At 58.9% G+C, this 17,085-nt stretch carries 11 protein-coding genes and 1 other RNA gene; 5 read left to right on the top strand and 7 right to left on the bottom strand.

All coding sequences use genetic code 11. The features are described from left to right. The first annotated feature begins 237 nt into the window (after window positions 1-237). Together ABD903_RS09160 and ABD903_RS09155 are read left to right on the top strand one after the other, a co-directional pair. Window positions 238-1,521, top strand: a complete 1,284-nt coding sequence (locus ABD903_RS09160; protein WP_345223488.1) for a PQQ-dependent sugar dehydrogenase — start codon at window positions 238-240, stop codon at window positions 1,519-1,521. Between the two features lie 8 nt (window positions 1,522-1,529). After that, window positions 1,530-1,991, top strand: a complete 462-nt coding sequence (locus ABD903_RS09155) for a c-type cytochrome (protein WP_345224177.1) — start codon at window positions 1,530-1,532, stop codon at window positions 1,989-1,991. 61 nt (window positions 1,992-2,052) lie between these two features. Here ABD903_RS09155 and rnpB read toward each other — a convergent pair. Beyond that, window positions 2,053-2,449: RNase P RNA component class A (gene rnpB, locus ABD903_RS09150), an RNA gene on the bottom strand. A 456-nt stretch (window positions 2,450-2,905) separates the two neighbouring features. On the opposite strand from rnpB, the gene ABD903_RS09145 reads away from it, so the two are divergent. Next, window positions 2,906-4,141 (top strand): S8 family serine peptidase, encoded by a 1,236-nt coding sequence (locus ABD903_RS09145; RefSeq protein ID WP_345223485.1) that lies wholly within the window; start codon window positions 2,906-2,908, stop codon window positions 4,139-4,141. A gap of 94 nt (window positions 4,142-4,235) precedes the next feature. Here the strand turns inward: ABD903_RS09145 and ABD903_RS09140 are convergent, their stop codons facing one another. The 3 genes from ABD903_RS09140 to ABD903_RS09130 all read right to left on the bottom strand — a co-directional run bounded on the left by ABD903_RS09140 (window position 4,236) and on the right by ABD903_RS09130 (window position 8,721). Further along, window positions 4,236-6,107, bottom strand: a complete 1,872-nt coding sequence (locus ABD903_RS09140) for a M1 family metallopeptidase (RefSeq protein ID WP_345223483.1) — start codon at window positions 6,105-6,107, stop codon at window positions 4,236-4,238. Between the two features lie 157 nt (window positions 6,108-6,264). Beyond that, window positions 6,265-7,422, bottom strand: coding sequence for a Smr/MutS family protein (locus ABD903_RS09135; protein ID WP_345223482.1), 1,158 nt, complete (start codon window positions 7,420-7,422; stop codon window positions 6,265-6,267). 219 nt (window positions 7,423-7,641) lie between these two features. Continuing rightward, window positions 7,642-8,721 carry a DUF2279 domain-containing protein gene (locus ABD903_RS09130; protein ID WP_345223480.1) on the bottom strand — a complete coding sequence of 360 codons (1,080 nt, stop codon included), beginning with the start codon at window positions 8,719-8,721 and terminating at the stop codon, window positions 7,642-7,644. A 234-nt stretch (window positions 8,722-8,955) separates the two neighbouring features. Here ABD903_RS09130 and ABD903_RS09125 point away from each other — a divergent pair, with 234 nt between their 5' ends. Continuing rightward, the gene (locus tag ABD903_RS09125) at window positions 8,956-11,790 is read left to right on the top strand and encodes a DUF4961 domain-containing protein (RefSeq protein WP_345223479.1); all 2,835 of its coding nucleotides are present in this window, start codon (window positions 8,956-8,958) and stop codon (window positions 11,788-11,790) included. A gap of 61 nt (window positions 11,791-11,851) precedes the next feature. Here ABD903_RS09125 and ABD903_RS09120 read toward each other — a convergent pair whose 3' ends face one another. Continuing rightward, a complete protein-coding gene (locus ABD903_RS09120; RefSeq protein ID WP_345223477.1) occupies window positions 11,852-12,196 on the bottom strand; it encodes a hypothetical protein in 345 nt (114 codons plus the stop codon). A 130-nt stretch (window positions 12,197-12,326) separates the two neighbouring features. Between ABD903_RS09120 and ABD903_RS09115 the strand changes: the two genes are divergently transcribed. Then, on the top strand, window positions 12,327-13,547 hold the full coding sequence (locus tag ABD903_RS09115) for a T9SS type A sorting domain-containing protein (protein WP_345223475.1): 1,221 nt from the start codon (window positions 12,327-12,329) through the stop codon (window positions 13,545-13,547). Between the two features lie 1,026 nt (window positions 13,548-14,573). Here ABD903_RS09115 and ABD903_RS09110 read toward each other — a convergent pair. Both ABD903_RS09110 and ABD903_RS09105 read right to left on the bottom strand, forming a co-directional pair. Continuing rightward, window positions 14,574-15,368 (bottom strand): SusE domain-containing protein, encoded by a 795-nt coding sequence (locus tag ABD903_RS09110; RefSeq protein WP_345223474.1) that lies wholly within the window; start codon window positions 15,366-15,368, stop codon window positions 14,574-14,576. A gap of 66 nt (window positions 15,369-15,434) precedes the next feature. Continuing rightward, window positions 15,435-17,075 (bottom strand): RagB/SusD family nutrient uptake outer membrane protein, encoded by a 1,641-nt coding sequence (locus ABD903_RS09105; protein ID WP_345223471.1) that lies wholly within the window; start codon window positions 17,073-17,075, stop codon window positions 15,435-15,437. Window positions 17,076-17,085 lie beyond the last annotated feature (10 nt).

Below are 17,085 nucleotides of genomic sequence, written 5' to 3'. Positions count from 1 at the left end.
GGGGCCGAAAGTAACGAAAAGCAGCGCGACGTGGTTCGAAGCAAACGGCCAGAGCCAAAACCTGCAGCCGGACGCTGCGTTTCGAAACGCGGGTGTTGCCGCATTCAGTTAAGCTCGGCAGGGCAGAAGCGCGTATTTCTTCGATGGCACCGCTAAAACTTCTGCACCAAGCTGTAGTTACTTTGCCTCCCAGCAGGCGCAATGCACCGCGCCGCCAAACTCCACTTACAGTAACCCATGAAGAAGATAATTGCCCGTTCACTGCTGCTGACCACGGTTGCCGTTGGCAGCCTGTCGTTGGTTGCCCTGCGCAGTGAGAACCGCGTTGTTGCCGACCCCGATAATGCCGGCCTGAAGCTGCCCGAAGGCTTTGGGGCACTAAAAGTGGCCGAAACCGGTGGCCGGGCTCGGCACATCACGGTAACGCCGCAGGGTACCATTTACGTGAAGCTAAACCGCCCGAACGCCGAAGGAAAAGGCATTCTGGTGCTGCGCGAAAGCGGCAATGGTAAGGCCAGCGTGGTCGGTGGCTTTGGTAATTACGGTGGTACGGGTATCTACAGCACCAAGGATTACCTGTACGCGTCCTCTGATCAGGAGGTGTTTCGCTACAAGCTCGACAGCAAAGGCGAAGTAACCAACCCCCAGCAGCCCGAAAAAGTCGTGACCGGTCTTGTTAACCGCCGGCAGCACGAGAGCAAGTCCATCACGCTCGACCAGGCGGGCAACCTGTACGTGAACGTTGGCGCGTATTCCAATGCCTGCCAGGAAAAAGACCGTCAGAAGGGTTCTAAAGGCCGGCCTAATTGCCCGATATTGGATTCGGCGGGCGGTATCTGGCAGTTTAAGGCCGACAAGCTCAACCAGACCTACGCCAACGGCACCCGCTATGCCACGGGCCTACGCAACGTGGTCGGCCTCGACTGGAACGCCCAGGCCAATCAGCTTTTCGTGATGCAGCACGGCCGCGACCAGCTCCACGACAATTTCCCCCAGCTCTACACCACCAAGGAATCGGCAGAATTACCGGCCGAGTGCATGTACGCGCTCAAGCCCGGCGACAATGCCGGTTGGCCCTACGTGTACTACGACGGCAACCAGCGCAAGAAAATGCTGGCGCCCGAGTACGGCGGCGACGGTAAGAAAGAAGTCACCGGAAATTACCTGGAGCCCGCCGCGGCTTACCCCGCGCACACGGCACCCAATGCCCTGCTGTTTTACACCGGCACCATGTTTCCCGAGAAGTACCGCAACGGCGCCTTTATTGCCTTTCACGGCTCCTGGAACCGTGCCCCCGAGCCCCAGAAAGGGTATTACGTAGTGTTTCAACCGTTCAAGAACGGCAAGCCTTCCGGCAACTGGGAGGTATTCGCCGATAATTTCGCGGGTACTCCGGCCAACGCCAGCGCCGGCCGCCCCGACCACAAACCTTGCGGACTGGCCCAAGGCGCTGACGGTTCGCTTTACGTCACCGACGACAAGAAAGGCACCGTTTACCGAATCGTATACGCCAAAAAATAAGTGCCTTGATGAAGCGTGTTTTCTTCCTGCTTATAGTACTGAGCGCCGTTGTTTTCCCGGCCGCCGCTCAAAAAAAGCCCGCGGCCAAAGCTGCCTCGGGAGCCAAAGCGGCAACTCCCAAGGCCACGGTTTCGGCGGCTTCGCTGGCGCGGGGCAAGGCGCTGTACGCCCAAAGCTGCCTGACGTGCCACCAGGCCGACGGCGGTGGGGTTGACCGCATGAACGCCCCGCTCACCCAAACCACGTGGGTTACCGGCGACAAAACCCGCTTGGTGCGCGTACTGCTTAACGGCATGCAAGGCGTGGAAATAGATGGCGAGGAGTACGTGAACGTAATGCCCGCCTTCGATTACCTAACCGACCAGCAGCTTGCCGATGTGCTCACCTACGTGCGCAATAGCTTCGGCAACAAAGCCAGCGCTGTGAGTGCGCCGGAAGTAAAAGCCATTCGGGCTGCGAACAGGAAGTAAGTCCTGCCCTCCAACAACGAAACCGGCCGCCGCTGCTGCTGCAACGACGGCCGGTTTCGTGTGTGGTGATGCGCCTGTAAGCCGGGTTTTGTCCGCCACCTTGCGGCAGCGGCCCCACCATTTATCTAGGCCCAGGCTCGCGCCGGGGCTCCATCAGCCTACCCGCCGACAACGAACGAGCCGCCCGTTGCAAGGCCGAAACCTTGCCTGCCGGCCTATTTGGCCTTTCAACCCCTGAGGTTTACCCAGCCGGAACGGTCACCCGCCCGCTGGTGCGCTCTTACCGCACCTTTTCACCCTTACCGACTGCCCGAAGGCAGCAGGCGGTATTTTCTGTGGCACTGGCTGTCCGGCGGCCGTTCCCAGCCGCCGTCCTTCCCGTTAGGAAGCAGGGTGCTCTGCGTTGCCCGGACTTTCCTCTCCGTTCCGAAGAACGCAGCGGTGGGGCGGCGCATCACTTCCGGCAAATATACGAGGAGAAAAGGCCGCAATACATTATACCGGGTAAGGGTCGTCCCGCATGGCAAGCAGTGACAGGCATATTGCCGAAGCCAATAGCATAAGTGGTAAGCGGCAAGGATTCTGTATTTAGTAAATAGTACTTAATGATGCTGGTAAGTATTGCGGTTAGTGCTCCGCCCACGGTTTTATTAAATAATTGACCGTTGACGAAAAATTTATAGAAGCGGCAAATCATTGCCTAAAACCGTAGCTAACAGATGCTTTTATAGTCAATAGTTCAAATGGCGTGCAGCAATAATGCCGATTAGGCAATGAGAATTGAATTGTTTTGGGCCGTTGCCAGTTTGGTCGAACGAGAGGCGCAATAGTACTTACTGATGGTAACGTCATCTGTAGTGCAAAGGCAGACTCCCACCGCTTGCCACTTTTCTTTCCACCATTACTCCCTTAGAATGCAGAAGAAACAACCCAATGCCCGCTTCACTTGGTTGCTAGGTGCCTCGGCTATTGCAGCCAGCACTGTGTTTTCGGCTTGCTCAAAAGATGCCGTTCAGCCGGCTTCCCAGTCGGCCGATGTGCTAAGCAACAGCAGCGACGCCCGCAACGAGGAAAGCTTGATTCCAGGCCAGTACATTGTGGTGTTGAAAGACGACGCGGTGCAGGTGAACGACTCCGATCCTTACACGGAGAAAGTGCGAAAGGTAAAAGAGGCAGGGCAAGGGATTCTGCGGGCCCGCGGCGCCCGTCCCGAAGCCGTGGGTTTTGCTTACGGCCACGCGCTCAAAGGTTTTACGGCGGCTCTGAACGCGGCCGAAGCCAACCAACTACGGGCTGATGCCCGGGTAGCGTACGTGGAGCAAGACCGCGTTATTTCCCTGGGCAAGCCGGTGAAGAACGGCGGTAGCACGCCTCCGCCTGCGCCATCTACCCAAACCACGCCCTACGGCATTACCCGCGTAGGTTCGGCCGATGGTACTGGTAAAACTGCCTGGGTTATCGATTCCGGCATTGACTTGGACCACCCCGACCTGAATGTGAGCGTAACACGCAGCCGCTCGTTTATTTCCGGCACCACCTCCGCCGATGACGCTAACGGCCACGGCACGCACGTAGCCGGCACCATTGCCGCTAAAAACAATACGATTGGTGTGGTAGGCGTGGCTCCCAACGCCAGCGTCGTGTCGGTGCGCGTGCTAGATGCGGCCGGCAGCGGAACTACCTCTGGCGTTATTGCCGGCGTCGATTACGTGGGCGCCAACGGCCGCCTCGGCGACGTAGCCAACATGAGCCTGGGCGGTGGCGCCTCGCAAGCCTTGGACGATGCCGTGCTGCGCGCCTCGGCAGGCGGCGTGCTCTTCGCCTTAGCAGCGGGCAATTCTGCGGTCGACGCCAACACGTCGTCGCCGGCTCGGGTAAATGGGGCGAACATCTTCACCATCTCGGCCATGAACAGCACCGGCGCATGGGCCTCGTTCTCGAACTTCGGCAACCCGCCCATCGACTACTGCATGCCCGGCGTTAACATCCAATCGACGTGGTTGAACGGTGGCTACAACACCATCAGCGGAACCTCTATGGCTACTCCGCACATGGCTGGTGTGTTGCTCCTGCGCGGCAAGAACTTCACCCTCAGCGGCACCGTTCAAGGCGACCCAGACGGCAACGCCGACCCGATTGCGCACTTGTAATCGAAAAGTTAGGTATTGAAAAAAAGGCCAGCCTGTTGAGGGCTGGCCTTTTTATGTCCGGTTGGGAGAAGATTGAGATGATTAAGGCTTACTGCTATTTAGCCTCCCACACATTGTCCTGCGGGTAGCTATCCGGCACGTACAAACTACCCAGCTTCACCTGCTTCACGGCTTTGTCGCCGGGCACGGGAACGGTTACGGTGCGGGCACCCGATTCCCACACGTCAATGGCGCGGTGAATTTGCTGGGTTTTGCCGTCGGAGAAAGTAATGGTGAGGTCGATGGGTACGGGCTTGGTGCCTTTGGCTTCCACCACCACATTGTAACCGGTACCTTGTTTGGTTACACTTTGGATGGCCAGGTCGGGGTAGCCGTTGTCGAAAAACCAGCGTTGCCAGAACCAGTTGAGGTTGCGGCCCGCGCCAGCATTCATGGAGTTAAAGAAGTCGTAGGGCATGGGGTGCTTGCCCTGCCAGTTGCGGATGTAGGTGTGCAGGGCCTTGGTGAACAGCTCGTCGCCGAGTAAGTCCTTCACGTAGAGGTAGCCAAAGGCCGGCTTCACGTAGGAGTTCAGGAAGAAGGCGGTGCCGGTTTGCTGGGTGCTGAGCGTGACAATGGGCACATCCACCTCGGTGAAGGCGTTTTGCTCGTAGGGCCGCACGCCGTAGTCGTCGTACAGTTTGGGGTCGATGATGTTCGAGATGAGCCACTCGCCGATGGTGGCCCAGCCCTCGTCCATCCAGCCGTACTTGGTTTCGTTGGTGCCCATGTAAAATGGGAACATGGTGTGAAACACCTCGTGGTCGGTGAGGGTAATGGCATCCTCACGCGACTGCACCGGGTTGTCGTTCACCATCATGGGGTATTCCATCTGGTCGAGGCCGTCGAACACGGTGATGTGCGGGTAGGGGAAGGGCCACTTGGGGAAGGTGTAGCTCATAGCCTCCACGGTTTTGCGCGCGAATAGCACCACTTCCTCGTAATCCTTGTGCTTGGTGTTGTACACGGCATCCACGCGGGTGCGGCGCTTGGTGGCGGGGTCCACCACCAGGCTCGTGGACTGCCACACGTAATGGTCGGCGGTAGCGAAGGCGAAGTCGGTGATGTTCTTGGCCTCGTAGTGCCAGGTGTTTTGAGCGTTGGGTGCGGTAATGTCGCGGCGCTGCAAGTCCTTCTCGTCGATGATGTAGGTTACCGCGTCTTTGGTTTCGGCGTCGCGCAGGCGCTTTACGTACTTTTTGGTGAGTACTTGGTCGGCGTTGGTCAGGTCGCCGGTGGCCCACACCACAAAGTGGCGCGGCACGGAAATGTCAGCGGAGAAATTGCAGAAGTCGTTGTAGAACTCCTGCTGACCGTTGTAGGCAAACTTGTTCCAGCCGTCGATGTCGTCGTACACAGCTACGCGCGGGAAGAAGTAGGCTACGAAATCGGCACCCGGCTCGATTTCGCCGGTGCGCATATGCGAGCCTTTGTTGAGGGTGTAGGAGTAGGTTACGGTCATTTTAACCGCCTGTTTGGCAAGCAGCGGCTGCGGCAACGAAGCCACCATGTTGGTGCCGTCGATACGCAGGCTGCGCACATCCACCGCCTGCCCGTTCACCACCATCTGCTCGATTTTGATGCCCTCGGTTACGTCTTCGGGCGCTATGCTGGAGGCTCGGGCAGCACCTTGCTGGTAGAGGTTGGCGTAGAGCTTAAACCAAAGTTGCGGGAGGGCATCGGGGCTGTTGTTCTGGTAGGCAATGTCCACCGTACCCGCCACGCGGCGCGTGGCCGGATCGAAGCTGATTTTCAGCGTATAGTCCGCCGCGTTCTGCCAGTAATTTGGTCCCGGCTGGCCGCTTTCCGAGCGGGTGCCTTTGGCGTACGTGGCCTGCAGGTTGCGCGGAACGGGAAGTTGTTGCGCGAGACCAGGAGCGAAGCTAAAGGCAAGAAGGAAAGCAACGAGAAGGCCGGAGAGGTTCATAAAAGCAAAAGCGAGTGAGGTAGTGTCATCCTAAGAAGTAGGCGAAGGACCCTATCACGAACGAACCATTATTGAAATGGCCGTTTAGCTGTGACAAGGTCCTTCGCTATGCTCAGGATGACAAAGTAAACAACGGCTTATTAGGCAGCGAGACGCCTTACTTCAGCCGCACCAGCGTGGCGCCGTAGCCGAATTTCTCCTTGCGCGCTTCCTCGAAAAACTTGATGTCGCGGTTGCGGCTCAGGCGCTTGTGCAACTCCTTGCGTAGCGTACCGTTGCCGGTACCGTGAATGAAGATGATTTCGTGCATGCCGGTAGCCAGGGCACGGCTCAGCGCATCCTCGAAGGCGTTGACTTGCAGCTCCAGCATGGCGGTGTTGCTCAGGCCCTCGGTGCCGCCTTCGGGCTGCAGGGCTTCCAAGTGCAGATCTACTTCGTGGTTGGGCGCTACAATGGCCTTGGCCGGCTCGGGCTTGGGCGAGGGCACCACGGATTTTGCGTCGCCGCGCAGCTTCTCGGCTAGTTGGTCGCGTAGCTGGCTGGGGCTGATGGTGGGTACTTCTTGGGCTTTGGGTGCGGGAGCTGCGGCCTGTTCTTCGGTGGGCACAGCAATGGGCGCGGCAGGCTTTTCGTCGAGCTGAAACAGGTAAGCCTCGCGCTTGAGCACGGGTGCTTCGCGGCGGCTGGAGTAAAAGGTGTTAGCCTTGAAGGTGAGGCGCTTCAGCAGCACATCGTAGAGCACCGGCGAGTTGGGCTGCGAGGGCAACAGCTGCACGATGGAGGCCGGCCACTGCTCGAAATCCTTGAGGTGGCGGTGGCCCAGCGGCTGGCTGGCGGTTTTCGGCTCCAGCTTGCCGGCCGTTAGGGCGCGGTACTGCCCGCCCACGCGCTCTTCGCCAAAGGTGTAGAGCACCTCGGCGTCGGTGTTGTTGATGAGGTGCACGGCCATCAGCTCTGAGGTCTGCATCAGCAACGCCAGGTACAGGCCTTTGGGCGCGGGCGGCAGGGGCGCGGGCTTTTCTTCTTTGGAAGTTACGCCACTGGCTGACGCGGTGGCGGTTTGCGAGGCTGGGGCGGGTTTGTTGCCGCCTTTGCCACTGGGTTTAACGGACGATTTACCAGCCACTTGCGAAGGCGCCAACTGGCTGCCGCCAAATGCCTTGAACTCTTCGGCGGCAATAACCACCAGCTCGCGGCGCATTACCGGCACGGGAAAGTCGTCGATGGTAACTTCCACCAGGTCGTTGTCGAGGATGCGGGTAACAATGCCTTCTTCGCGGCCCGACATCAGGCGTACTCTATCTCCAATATTCATGGCAGGGGTAGTTCAGGGTGGGAAGTAATCAATACGCTAGTTCAGCCACCACGAGGGCACGGCGGGCGTAGGGAAGGGGGTAAAGGTCGGCAGAGAATGACAAAAGTTGCCGGGGTAGTTTTAAAGCGCAGCTTCGCAGTGCGGCGCCGTCACCAATTCGGTTCTGCCGGAAGGCCCTACCAAGTAATTAGAGTGGTTGGTTTGGATTCGGGTTCTTTTCTACCAGTACAATCCGTGCAGCACCAGACCGCGGCGGTTGTTAAGCTCCAGCGCCGGGGCGGGCAGGTGAAAAATGCTGAGCGCGTAAAACACCCGGCGCAAGGTTTTGCTGCGGGTAGGAATGCGGCGCAAATCCACATCGAGCGACAGGTAGTATTGGCGGTAGGGGCGCAGGCCGGCTAGGCGGCTGGCGTCGGGGTCGTTGTATACCAGTTGCTGGCCGCCGTAGCCCAAGGCGGGCTGCAGCCAGCGGGGCCAGCGCGATTCGGCCGGCAGAAACGCGCCTACATCGGTGCAGAGCCAGTAAGTTTGGCCGTTGTAATCCTTCAGGAGGCGCTCGGGGAACGTGCTGCCGAGCACGTTGGGCCGGCGCTGGGCGTAAGGGGTTAACCGGAAGCTTATTTTGGGCATGATGCGCACCTCGCGCCACGCCAGTTCCTGGGCCAGCACGCCCGCCGAGCCCAGGAAATTAGCGGCTAAATCGGTGGCCGAGGCGCCGTAGTCCGGGTCGCGGCCATCGAAATACTCGATGGGGCTCTGGATGAGGAAACCGGCCAGTGAGCCGTACAAAATGGCTTTGTTATCGGCCACTCCGGCCCAGCGCAGCATGTCAATGGTGCCCCGGCTTTCGTGGAACGCGCCCCAGAAGTGGCCCGCTTTGTCAAGCTGCTTCCACTCGCGAGAATCATCGAACCAGCGGAAGCGCGCCTTCTCGCCCGTGTACCAGCTCTGGCCGAGGGCGTAATAAAGGCCGCCGTAGCTCGCGCCAATGCCGCCCAGCAGCAGGGGCAGGCGGTGCCGGGGCACAGCTGCCGTGCTATCAGCCCAGTTTCGGGCAGCACCGGCAGGTCTGGCAGCCGCGTTATCCAAAAAGGCATGGTTGCGCCGCCATACTGCTGCCAGCGCCGTTTTGGTAAGGGGCTGGCTCGTGCTATCTGTGCGGTACGTGGGTATGTGGTTCCCAGCAAGCAGTGCCGTGTGGGGTACTGATTGGGCTATTGCCGGCACCAGACTGCCAGCCAGCAGCCCCAGGCTCGGCAATAGCAAATTGCGCAGAAAGGAAACCGAAATCTGAAGCATGAGCGGGAGCCGGTAAAGCTACGGACAAACTCGTGGGGGCGGAACGCCCGAGGTGCCAGCCCGGAAAACAAAATGCCGTAGCCGGGCTTAAATAAACAACACAAGTAAAAACAGGAGTAAAGGGCCTGAATATGGCTCTGTGCGTTAGCTTTGGGTGGTTTCATTCAGTACCTTTAAGAGCGGTTTAGTTTTTCTAGTCCGAATAGTCAGCGAATTTCACCCATTCTCATCCCGATGAAAATACTTCGACTCCTTGGCCTGCTGCTGCTGCTAATAAGCGGCGCGGTGCAGGCGCAGGTGGTAACCACACAGCCGGTATTCTTCCGCGAAACGGACCCTGTCACCATCATTTTCGATGCCAGCCAAGGCAACGGCGCCTTGGCCGGTTTCACCGGACCGGTGTATATCTGGACCGGGGTGGTAACCAACCTCAGCGCCACCAACACCTCGTGGCGCCATGTAAAAAGCCCCTCCTTCGGCACTGCTGATCCGGCCGCCGAAATGACTTCGTTGGGCAATAACCGCTGGAGTATCACCTTCACGCCCCGCACTTTTTATCCGGTGCCCGCCAACGAAACTATTCTGCGGCTGGGCATGATTTTCAAGAATGCGAACGGAAGCATCGTCGGCCGGGCATCCGACGGCGGCGACATTTTCGTGGACGTGTTCCAGGGCGGCTATGCCGTGCGCATTACCTCGCCGCCCAGCGGCGGCAACCCGCAATTTGTGGCCAGCGGTACCACGGTGAACGTTACGGGCGTGGCTTCTAGCAGCGCCTCCCAGCTGAGCCTGTTGCTCAACAACGTGCAGGTAGGCCAGCAAGCCAACGCCGGCAGCATTTCGGCAAACATCACCCTCAGCCAGTCGGGCCGCAACGTGGTCAGACTGCGGGGAACCAGCTCCGCGCTGTCGGCCTCCGACTCGGTGGTATTCATCGTTCGGCCCGCCGTAACCACGGCCGCGCTGCCCGCCGGCACCAAAGACGGCATCACCTACCTCTCCAGCACCTCGGTGCGCCTGAAGCTAACGGCGCCCGGCAAGCAGTTTGTGTACGTATTGGGTGAGTTTAACAACTGGCAGGCCCAGCAGGCTACCTACATGAACCGCACCCCCGACGGCAACGACTGGTGGGTGGACATTACCGGCCTCACGCCCGGGCAGGAATACGCCTACCAGTACTTGGTAGACGGCGAACTGCGCGTAGCCGACCCCTACGCCGAAAAAATTCTGGACCCGAACAACGACCGGTTCATTCCGGCCGTGACGTACCCAAACCTGAAGCCGTACCCCACGGGGCAAACCTCCGGCATCGTATCGGTGCTGCAAACCAACCAGACGCCGTACCAGTGGACCACCACTGGCTACACCCGGCCCAAGAAAACCGATCTGGTTTTGTACGAGCTGCACTTGCGTGACTTTATCGCCCGCCACGACTACCAGACCCTGCGCGATACCCTCGACTACCTGCAGCGCCTCGGCATTAACGCCATTGAGCTTATGCCGGTGAACGAGTTCGAGGGTAACGACTCCTGGGGCTACAACCCGTCCTTCTACTTCGCTCCCGATAAGTACTACGGCACCAAGAACGAGCTGAAGCGCCTCATCGACGAATGCCACCGCCGCGGCATGGCCGTGGTGCTTGATATGGTGCTCAACCACTCGTTTGGCCAGTCGCCCATGGTGCAGATGTACTTTGACGGCACCCGGCCCACGGCCAACAGCCCGTGGTTTAACCGCGACGCTACCCACCCCTTTAACGTGGGCTACGACTTCAACCACGAAAGCCCGTTTACCCGCTATTTCTCGAAGCGCGTAATGGAGTTCTGGTTGCAGGAATATCGTATAGACGGCTACCGCTTCGACCTTTCCAAGGGTTTTACTCAGCGCAATACACCCAACGACGTGGGCGCTTGGGGCGCTTACGACCAGTCGCGCATCAACATCTGGCTCGATTACCACAGCCACCTCACTTCCGTTGATCCGAACGTATTCAATATCCTCGAGCACTTCGCCGACAACTCGGAGGAGCGTGTGTTGGCGGATGCCGGTATGATGCTCTGGGGCAATATGACCCACAATTACAACGAGGCCACCATGGGCTACTTGGCACAGTCGGATTTCGGCGGTGTGTACCACGGGGCCCGCAACTGGTCGCAGCCTAACCTCGTGGGCTACATGGAAAGCCACGACGAGGAGCGCTTGATGTACAAGAACCTGACTTTTGGTAATCAGGCCAACCCTGCTCACAACGTGCGCGACCTGAACGTGGGCCTGGCCCGCAACGAAGCGGCCGCTGCCTTCTTCTTCACCGTGCCTGGCCCGAAAATGATCTGGCAGTTCGGGGAGCTGGGCTACGATTTTTCCATCAACGCCTGCCCGAACGGCACCATCGATCCGAACTGCCGCGTGGCTAACAAGCCCATTAGGTGGGACTACCAGCAGAACGCCAACCGCCAGCGCCTCTACAACGTGTACCGGAACCTGATTACGCTCCGCACCACGCAGCCGGTGTTTGAGAACCCCACCACCTACGTGCAGCGCCTGAGCGGCGCCGCTAAGTCCATCCACCTGAGCGACGCCAATCTGAGCGTGGCTATCCTGGGCAACTTCGACGTGACCAGCACCACCATTGACCCGCGTTTTCAATCCACGGGCAAGTGGTACAACTACATGACAGGCGACAGCATCACCGTGACCAACACCAACGCCCTGCTCACGCTGCAGCCCGGCGAGTACCGCGTGTTCACGTCGCGGCGCATCACGCGTCCGGCCGTGATTACCACCACCCGCGCTGCCCGGCAGGCTGCCGCCCTGGGCTTGAGCGTAGCGCCAAACCCAGCGCAGGCCACCGCCACGGTGCGCCTCACGCTGAGCAGTGCCGCGCCGGTACAGGTAAGCGTGACTAACGTTATCGGTAGCGAAGTGCGCCGCATAACGCTGCCCGGCCGCCAGGCCGCGGGCACCGTGGAAGTAGGCTTGCCGCTGCAAGGACTGGCCCCTGGTCTGTACCTGGTGAAGGTGCAGGCGGGCACCGCTAGCGCCACCACGCGCCTGTTGGTACAGCCCTAAAGGCAAGCTTATCGTGCCATTAAAAAGGACCGCCCTCGGCATGAGGGCGGTCCTTTTGGTTTTATAAGCGGCTGACTGGTAACTTTTCATTCGGAAATTTTTCCCGCATTGACCAGTGCCGCAAGCCAGATAGGCTAGGGCCAGTACGGGCCAAGAATGGGTTGCACAGCGCGGACACACCAAACCGGCCCCGAAATCTAAAACTAGCTACCGAACTACCAATCAGATACTTCCCAAAGTTCAATTGCCGAGTTTGATTTTGTGCAAACGTTTGCACAAAATATTTAACGCATTGATTTGTAAAGCCGACAGCATCAAGGCATTGAAATTTGATCTGCTTGAATTTTATGCTGATAGTATTGCTATTAAAAATAAAGACCGTTGCAATTTTTACATCTCGGTTCATACACTACATTTAAGGTGAAAATTAAGTAACGGTTTGGCCCGAATGCCGTAAAAAATCGCACCAGAGCTTTTTCGTTCATTCCTTTCGCTTCACCTTCTCTCACTTTTTTACTTCTTACCCTTTTCTTACCATGAAAAAACTCTTTACTCTCGCAGCGGTTGGTGCCATGGCAGCATCATCGTTCAGTGCTGAAGCCCAAGCCCCTATTACGGTTGACGGTCAGCTGACGGCCTCAGAAGTTGCGGCTAACGGCTATCAGCTCGTAGGCCGTCGGCCCGGGCTTTCTCCCGCAACCCGTGGCTTCGGCGACGCTGGTCTATTGGCCGTGTATGCTGCCTCCGACGCCAACAACCTCTACTTCTTCGTAGTAGGCACGCTGGAAACCAACGGTGGCATCCTGCAAAACTCCATCCAAATGTTCATTGACCGGCCAGGCGTAGCCGGTATCCCTGCTGGCACGGCACTGCCTTTACCGGCTGCTGCCACTCCTCCAGCTGCCAATACGTCTTTTCAGAATATGGGAGCCCGGCTTGACTTGGCGGCTGACCTAGGTGTAGCCGTTTCGCGCAACGATGTTGCCGGCCAGCTGAAAGTAGACGCCATCGCATATACCCCCGGCACACCCAACACAGCTACCGCTACGGTGGCTAGCGGCACCACCCCGCTTAACGCAACGACGGGTGCCGCTCTCAACACACCAGCTACGCTGCCCGCTCCGTTCGGAGGCTTTGCCAACGCGTCCATTGCCTACCGCACCAGCGCCAACTTGTCGAGCAACCCCGGCTACAACGCCGGCAACGCCGCCACCATTGGCAACGCCCCGGGCAACGGCCTCGAAATCCGCGTAAGCCGCGCCGCCATGGGCATTCCTGCCGCTGGTGGAGAGCTGCGAATTTTTGTGGTGCAGAATAACCAGGACGGCGGTTTCCTGTCGTCTGACTTCATCCCCATGGGCGGAGTTGCTGCCACCAACGCCAACCCTGGTACCAACCCCGACTTTACCAGCGCTGCTTTCCCCGGCACTCAGGCCGCCACGCTGCAAATTGGCACGGCTAACCTGACGGTTACCAACAACCGCCGCGCCGCCGAAGCTGCCGTAGCCATGAGCGTGTTCCCGAACCCAGTTCAGGACAACACCGTTGTTTCGTACCGCGTACTCAGCGGCACCCAGGACGTGCGCATCGAACTGACCGACCTGATGGGTCGCAAAGTGAGCACCGTATTCGAAGGCAAGCAAACGGCCGGCGAAAAAGAGGAACTGCTGAAATCGGCTTCCGTAGCCGCTGGAACCTACTTGGTGAAAGTACAAGTAGGCGACCAGGTAGCCACCCGCAAGGTGACGCTGCTGTAGAGCAATTACTTGGTTTACATTAAAAAAGCCCTGGCGCACGCAAAGCACCAGGGCTTTTTTGTGCGCGAGTTAGAAGTTTGCTTGTTGCTCATCTGTACTTTTCGGAAATAAAGCCAGAACCATAAGGGGCGACATTCAGTGGCAACGAGCAACGAAAGCAAGAGTCTGGTGCGGCAATCGGTAGTAATGTCTGCAACCACATAGTGAGACACAACACGAGCTCTTGCCACGCTCAGACAGGCTTGGTATAGCTATTCTGGCTTTCAAAACTTTTGGCTACCCGCACGCAGTGGGGCCGTAGCCTGCGTAGCTCAGCGGCGCTGTAAAGGGGCCGCTCCAATCTGGTTTGGGACACGCGGGCCGCCCAGCGAGCCAAACAGGTGTAGGCCGAAGGCTGTGGCTGGTAAAACCGAAAAATAGCCAGCGCCAACTGCGAGCGGCCCGGTGCAGCTGTGCTGCGCAAGGGCTGCCAGCGTTTGTGGCTATGGACCGCAAACGCTGGCAGCAGAAAACCCTTGGGCAAACCGGAGTAACTGGGTGGCGGTACGTGCGGCGACAAAATAGGACAGAGCTGTAAAGTAGTCACAGATTAGTAGGCTTCAATTGGCGCCTGTTAACCCTAGCCCCGGCTCTTTGGGTGCAGGGCCAAGAGTGAGCCTACGGGGCCTCACTATCTGTATAATTGCGTATAAACGGGTACTTACACCGGTGCTCATGTTCGCGCTAGGGCCTGCTCTGTTTGCGCGACAATTGTTGCGTACGCGTACACAGTTCGCGCTACATGCAGACCATACACCGACCTGAAAGTTGCTCTGGCAGGTCAGGGTAAGTTTCTGGTGCCTCTACAACCGTGCGGGGCCCTTTCCAGAATAGTGGGAAGGGCCAGCGAATGTGTAGCAGCCCCGCAATGGGAACCCCGTGCTCTGATAAGCTGCGTATCGGTTCCTAGGAAGGCCATGGAATGCAAAAGTCCCGCTCATGGCTATGAGCGGGACTTTGATGGAACGGGTAGTACTTCGCCCCGGTTTATCGGCGCAGCGTGAAGATTGGGTTGGGGGTTGCGTTTACATCGAGCGTAACAGTGTAAGTGCCGGCAGCAGGCAGCGCGATGTTTGGCGGGTTAGGAGTGGGCGCCACGTTGTAAACCAGCTTGCGGCCAGTGGTCATGGCGTCGCCGGTGCCCTCGTCGCCCAGGTTTTTGTCCCAGCTGTTGTTGGCGCGGAACTTGAATTCGGCAGCCGTTAGCGGGAGCGTAATGGTCCAGGTACGGGTGCAAAAATCGTAGTTCATGGGGGTTTCGGTGCCCCAGCCGTTGGCCGTAGCCGAGCCGATGATGGCCCACCGTTCGCTTGGGAGCTGCTGCGCCTGGTAGGGCGTAGCCTGAATAGTGGTTACGTTCGACAATACGGGCGGCATGGCATCGGTAAGGGTAGCCTTCACGCGTACGTCGAGGCGGGCATTCACCCCGGCCGCGTTGCAGTCGAAAGACATGTACAAACCGTTCAGCTCTCCAACCGTGAAGGTTTTGCTGAGCTCGGCGCCCATGTTGAACTCCATTGGGTTAGCAAAGTTGGTGCCTTGGCGGGCAAATTGCAGGACATAGCCAACAGCCGCTTGGTATCCAAAATCGGCTGCGGTCCAGGTGTAGGTAACCGCGTTGCTGGCGGCGTTGGCCTGTACCAGAGAAGCCGTGGTAGAGGAGGCCGTTAGCTGGGGGGCAGCGCCCTGGGTCATGACTACCCGCGTTTCGTCTTTCTCGCAAGCCGAGAAGACAAACAGCAGGAGCCATAGCCCAACTAGTTTAGTTAACCAGTTTTTCATGTTTGTGAAAAATTTAAAGTGAATTGCAAACCCCCGGCCCCTTGGTGGGGCCGGTTGCTTCAGGCATTAGTAGCCGGTATTCTGCCGTAGGTTAGGGTTTACCGCTAGGTCAGAAGCCGGAATTGGATACAGTACGCGGAAGCTTTCCACGCCGCGGCCGTTACGCGTCCCGCCTTTCCAAGGCCAGAGGTAGGTGCCCTCTACAAAGCGGCCGTAACGAATCAGATCGGTGCGGCGGAAGCCTTCCCAATGCAATTCCCGGGCACGCTCGTCGAGGATAAAATCAGCGCTGAGCGTGGCCACATCGGCCGCCGAGCTGGGCGTGCCAATGGGCAGGCCAAAACCGCGGCGACGAATCTGGTTTATGTAGGAAAGCGCCAGGGCTCGGTCGCCCGTGCCACCGCGTGCCACCGCTTCCGAGTAGTTCAGCATGACCTCGGCCAGGCGAATCATGGGGAAGTCAATGCTAGACTGGTTCTGGGCCCCGCCCTGGGCAATGCCCGCCGAGTTCACGTTGCGGTATTTGGTTACCCCAAAACCTTGGGTAAACACACCTTGGTCGTCAATCTCGAGGGTCTGCCCCTGGGTCCAGAAGCGTCCCCGGCGGTCTGCAGCCGTATCGGGGAAAAGCTGGAACAGGTTGCGGGTAGTTCGGATGCCCTGCCAGCCAGTGCTCATGCCCACGCGGGCTTGCCAACCTGCCTGCGAGCCTGTGGAACCGTTCACCAGGAAAGTGGTGCCCCCGAAGCTCTGCGTGTTGTTCACATCGAAGGCAATGGGCCACACAATCTCGTTGGTAAGCGGGGCCACGTTGTTGTCGGCCATAAACAAGCGGCCGTACGACGAGGAAACAGCGGTAGCGGCCGGGGTGGCCAGCGAGTAGCCGGCATCAATCACGCGCTTGGCGTAGGTGGCCGCGTCGTTGTAGCGGGCCGTGCCGGTGTACACCTGCGCGTTCAAGTAGAGACGCGAAAGCATGGCCCAAGCCGCGGCTTTGTCGACTCGGGCGTACTCGTTGGTGCGGGCGTCGGCAAAATCTGCGTCGGTGCTCAGAGCCAGCAACTCGCTTTCCACGTAATCGAACAGCTGCTGCCGGGAGGCGTAGGGCGGGCGGAACGAGCCCACCGGGTCGCTTTCGGTAACGAACGGGCCGCCCCCGAACAGGTCGAGCGCGTGCATGTAGGAAACCGCACGCAGGAAACGCGCCTCGGCCCGGAAGCGCCGGGCCGAGGCTACGTCGCCGCCGGAAAGGCGGGTCGAAAGCTTGTCATCGGCCGACTCCCGGATGAACTCGTTGCAGATGGCAATTTCGTAGTAGATACGGTAGTAAAGGCCCCGGATGAAGGGGTTGCTCGACGTCCAGTTCATGTTGTGCCAGTCGCGCACCCCGGCGTCGGGCCAGGCAATGATGGCCTCGTCGGTGGACAGCTCCTGGGCGCTCCAGTACTGGCGCAGGTAATCGGAGAAACCTTCGTCGATGCCCCCGATGTCGCCGGCGCCGGCCGGGCCCTGCTGGCCCGTTACGGCGAAGCCGGCGTAGAGCTTGGCCAGCACCGAGCGGTAGCCGGCCAGGTCCACGTACACTTTATCGGGCGTTTGCTCAAATTTGGGGGTGCGGTCCAGGTCCTTGGTACAGGAAACGGTGCCGGCGCCCAGTGCCAAAGCAGCGGAGGCAATCAGCAATCCGCGGGTTAAAAACATATTCATCGGCTGGGAA

Source organism: Hymenobacter koreensis (genome assembly GCF_039541855.1).
Classification (GTDB): domain Bacteria; phylum Bacteroidota; class Bacteroidia; order Cytophagales; family Hymenobacteraceae; genus Solirubrum; species Solirubrum koreensis.
Note: the sequence above shows the minus strand (reverse complement) of the source record. Positions and strands in the feature narration are given on the sequence as shown.

Coding starts and splice junctions, on each gene's coding strand:
- ABD903_RS09160 (WP_345223488.1), top strand. CDS start 238: ATGAAGAAGATAATTGCCCGTTCACTGCTGCTGACCACGGTTGCCGTT.
- ABD903_RS09105 (WP_345223471.1), bottom strand. CDS start 17,075: ATGAATATGTTTTTAACCCGCGGATTGCTGATTGCCTCCGCTGCTTTG.
- ABD903_RS09155 (WP_345224177.1), top strand. CDS start 1,530: ATGAAGCGTGTTTTCTTCCTGCTTATAGTACTGAGCGCCGTTGTTTTC.
- ABD903_RS09130 (WP_345223480.1), bottom strand. CDS start 8,721: ATGCTTCAGATTTCGGTTTCCTTTCTGCGCAATTTGCTATTGCCGAGC.
- ABD903_RS09145 (WP_345223485.1), top strand. CDS start 2,906: ATGCAGAAGAAACAACCCAATGCCCGCTTCACTTGGTTGCTAGGTGCC.
- ABD903_RS09140 (WP_345223483.1), bottom strand. CDS start 6,107: ATGAACCTCTCCGGCCTTCTCGTTGCTTTCCTTCTTGCCTTTAGCTTC.
- ABD903_RS09135 (WP_345223482.1), bottom strand. CDS start 7,422: ATGAATATTGGAGATAGAGTACGCCTGATGTCGGGCCGCGAAGAAGGC.
- ABD903_RS09115 (WP_345223475.1), top strand. CDS start 12,327: ATGAAAAAACTCTTTACTCTCGCAGCGGTTGGTGCCATGGCAGCATCA.
- ABD903_RS09120 (WP_345223477.1), bottom strand. CDS start 12,196: ATGAACCGAGATGTAAAAATTGCAACGGTCTTTATTTTTAATAGCAAT.
- ABD903_RS09110 (WP_345223474.1), bottom strand. CDS start 15,368: ATGAAAAACTGGTTAACTAAACTAGTTGGGCTATGGCTCCTGCTGTTT.
- ABD903_RS09125 (WP_345223479.1), top strand. CDS start 8,956: ATGAAAATACTTCGACTCCTTGGCCTGCTGCTGCTGCTAATAAGCGGC.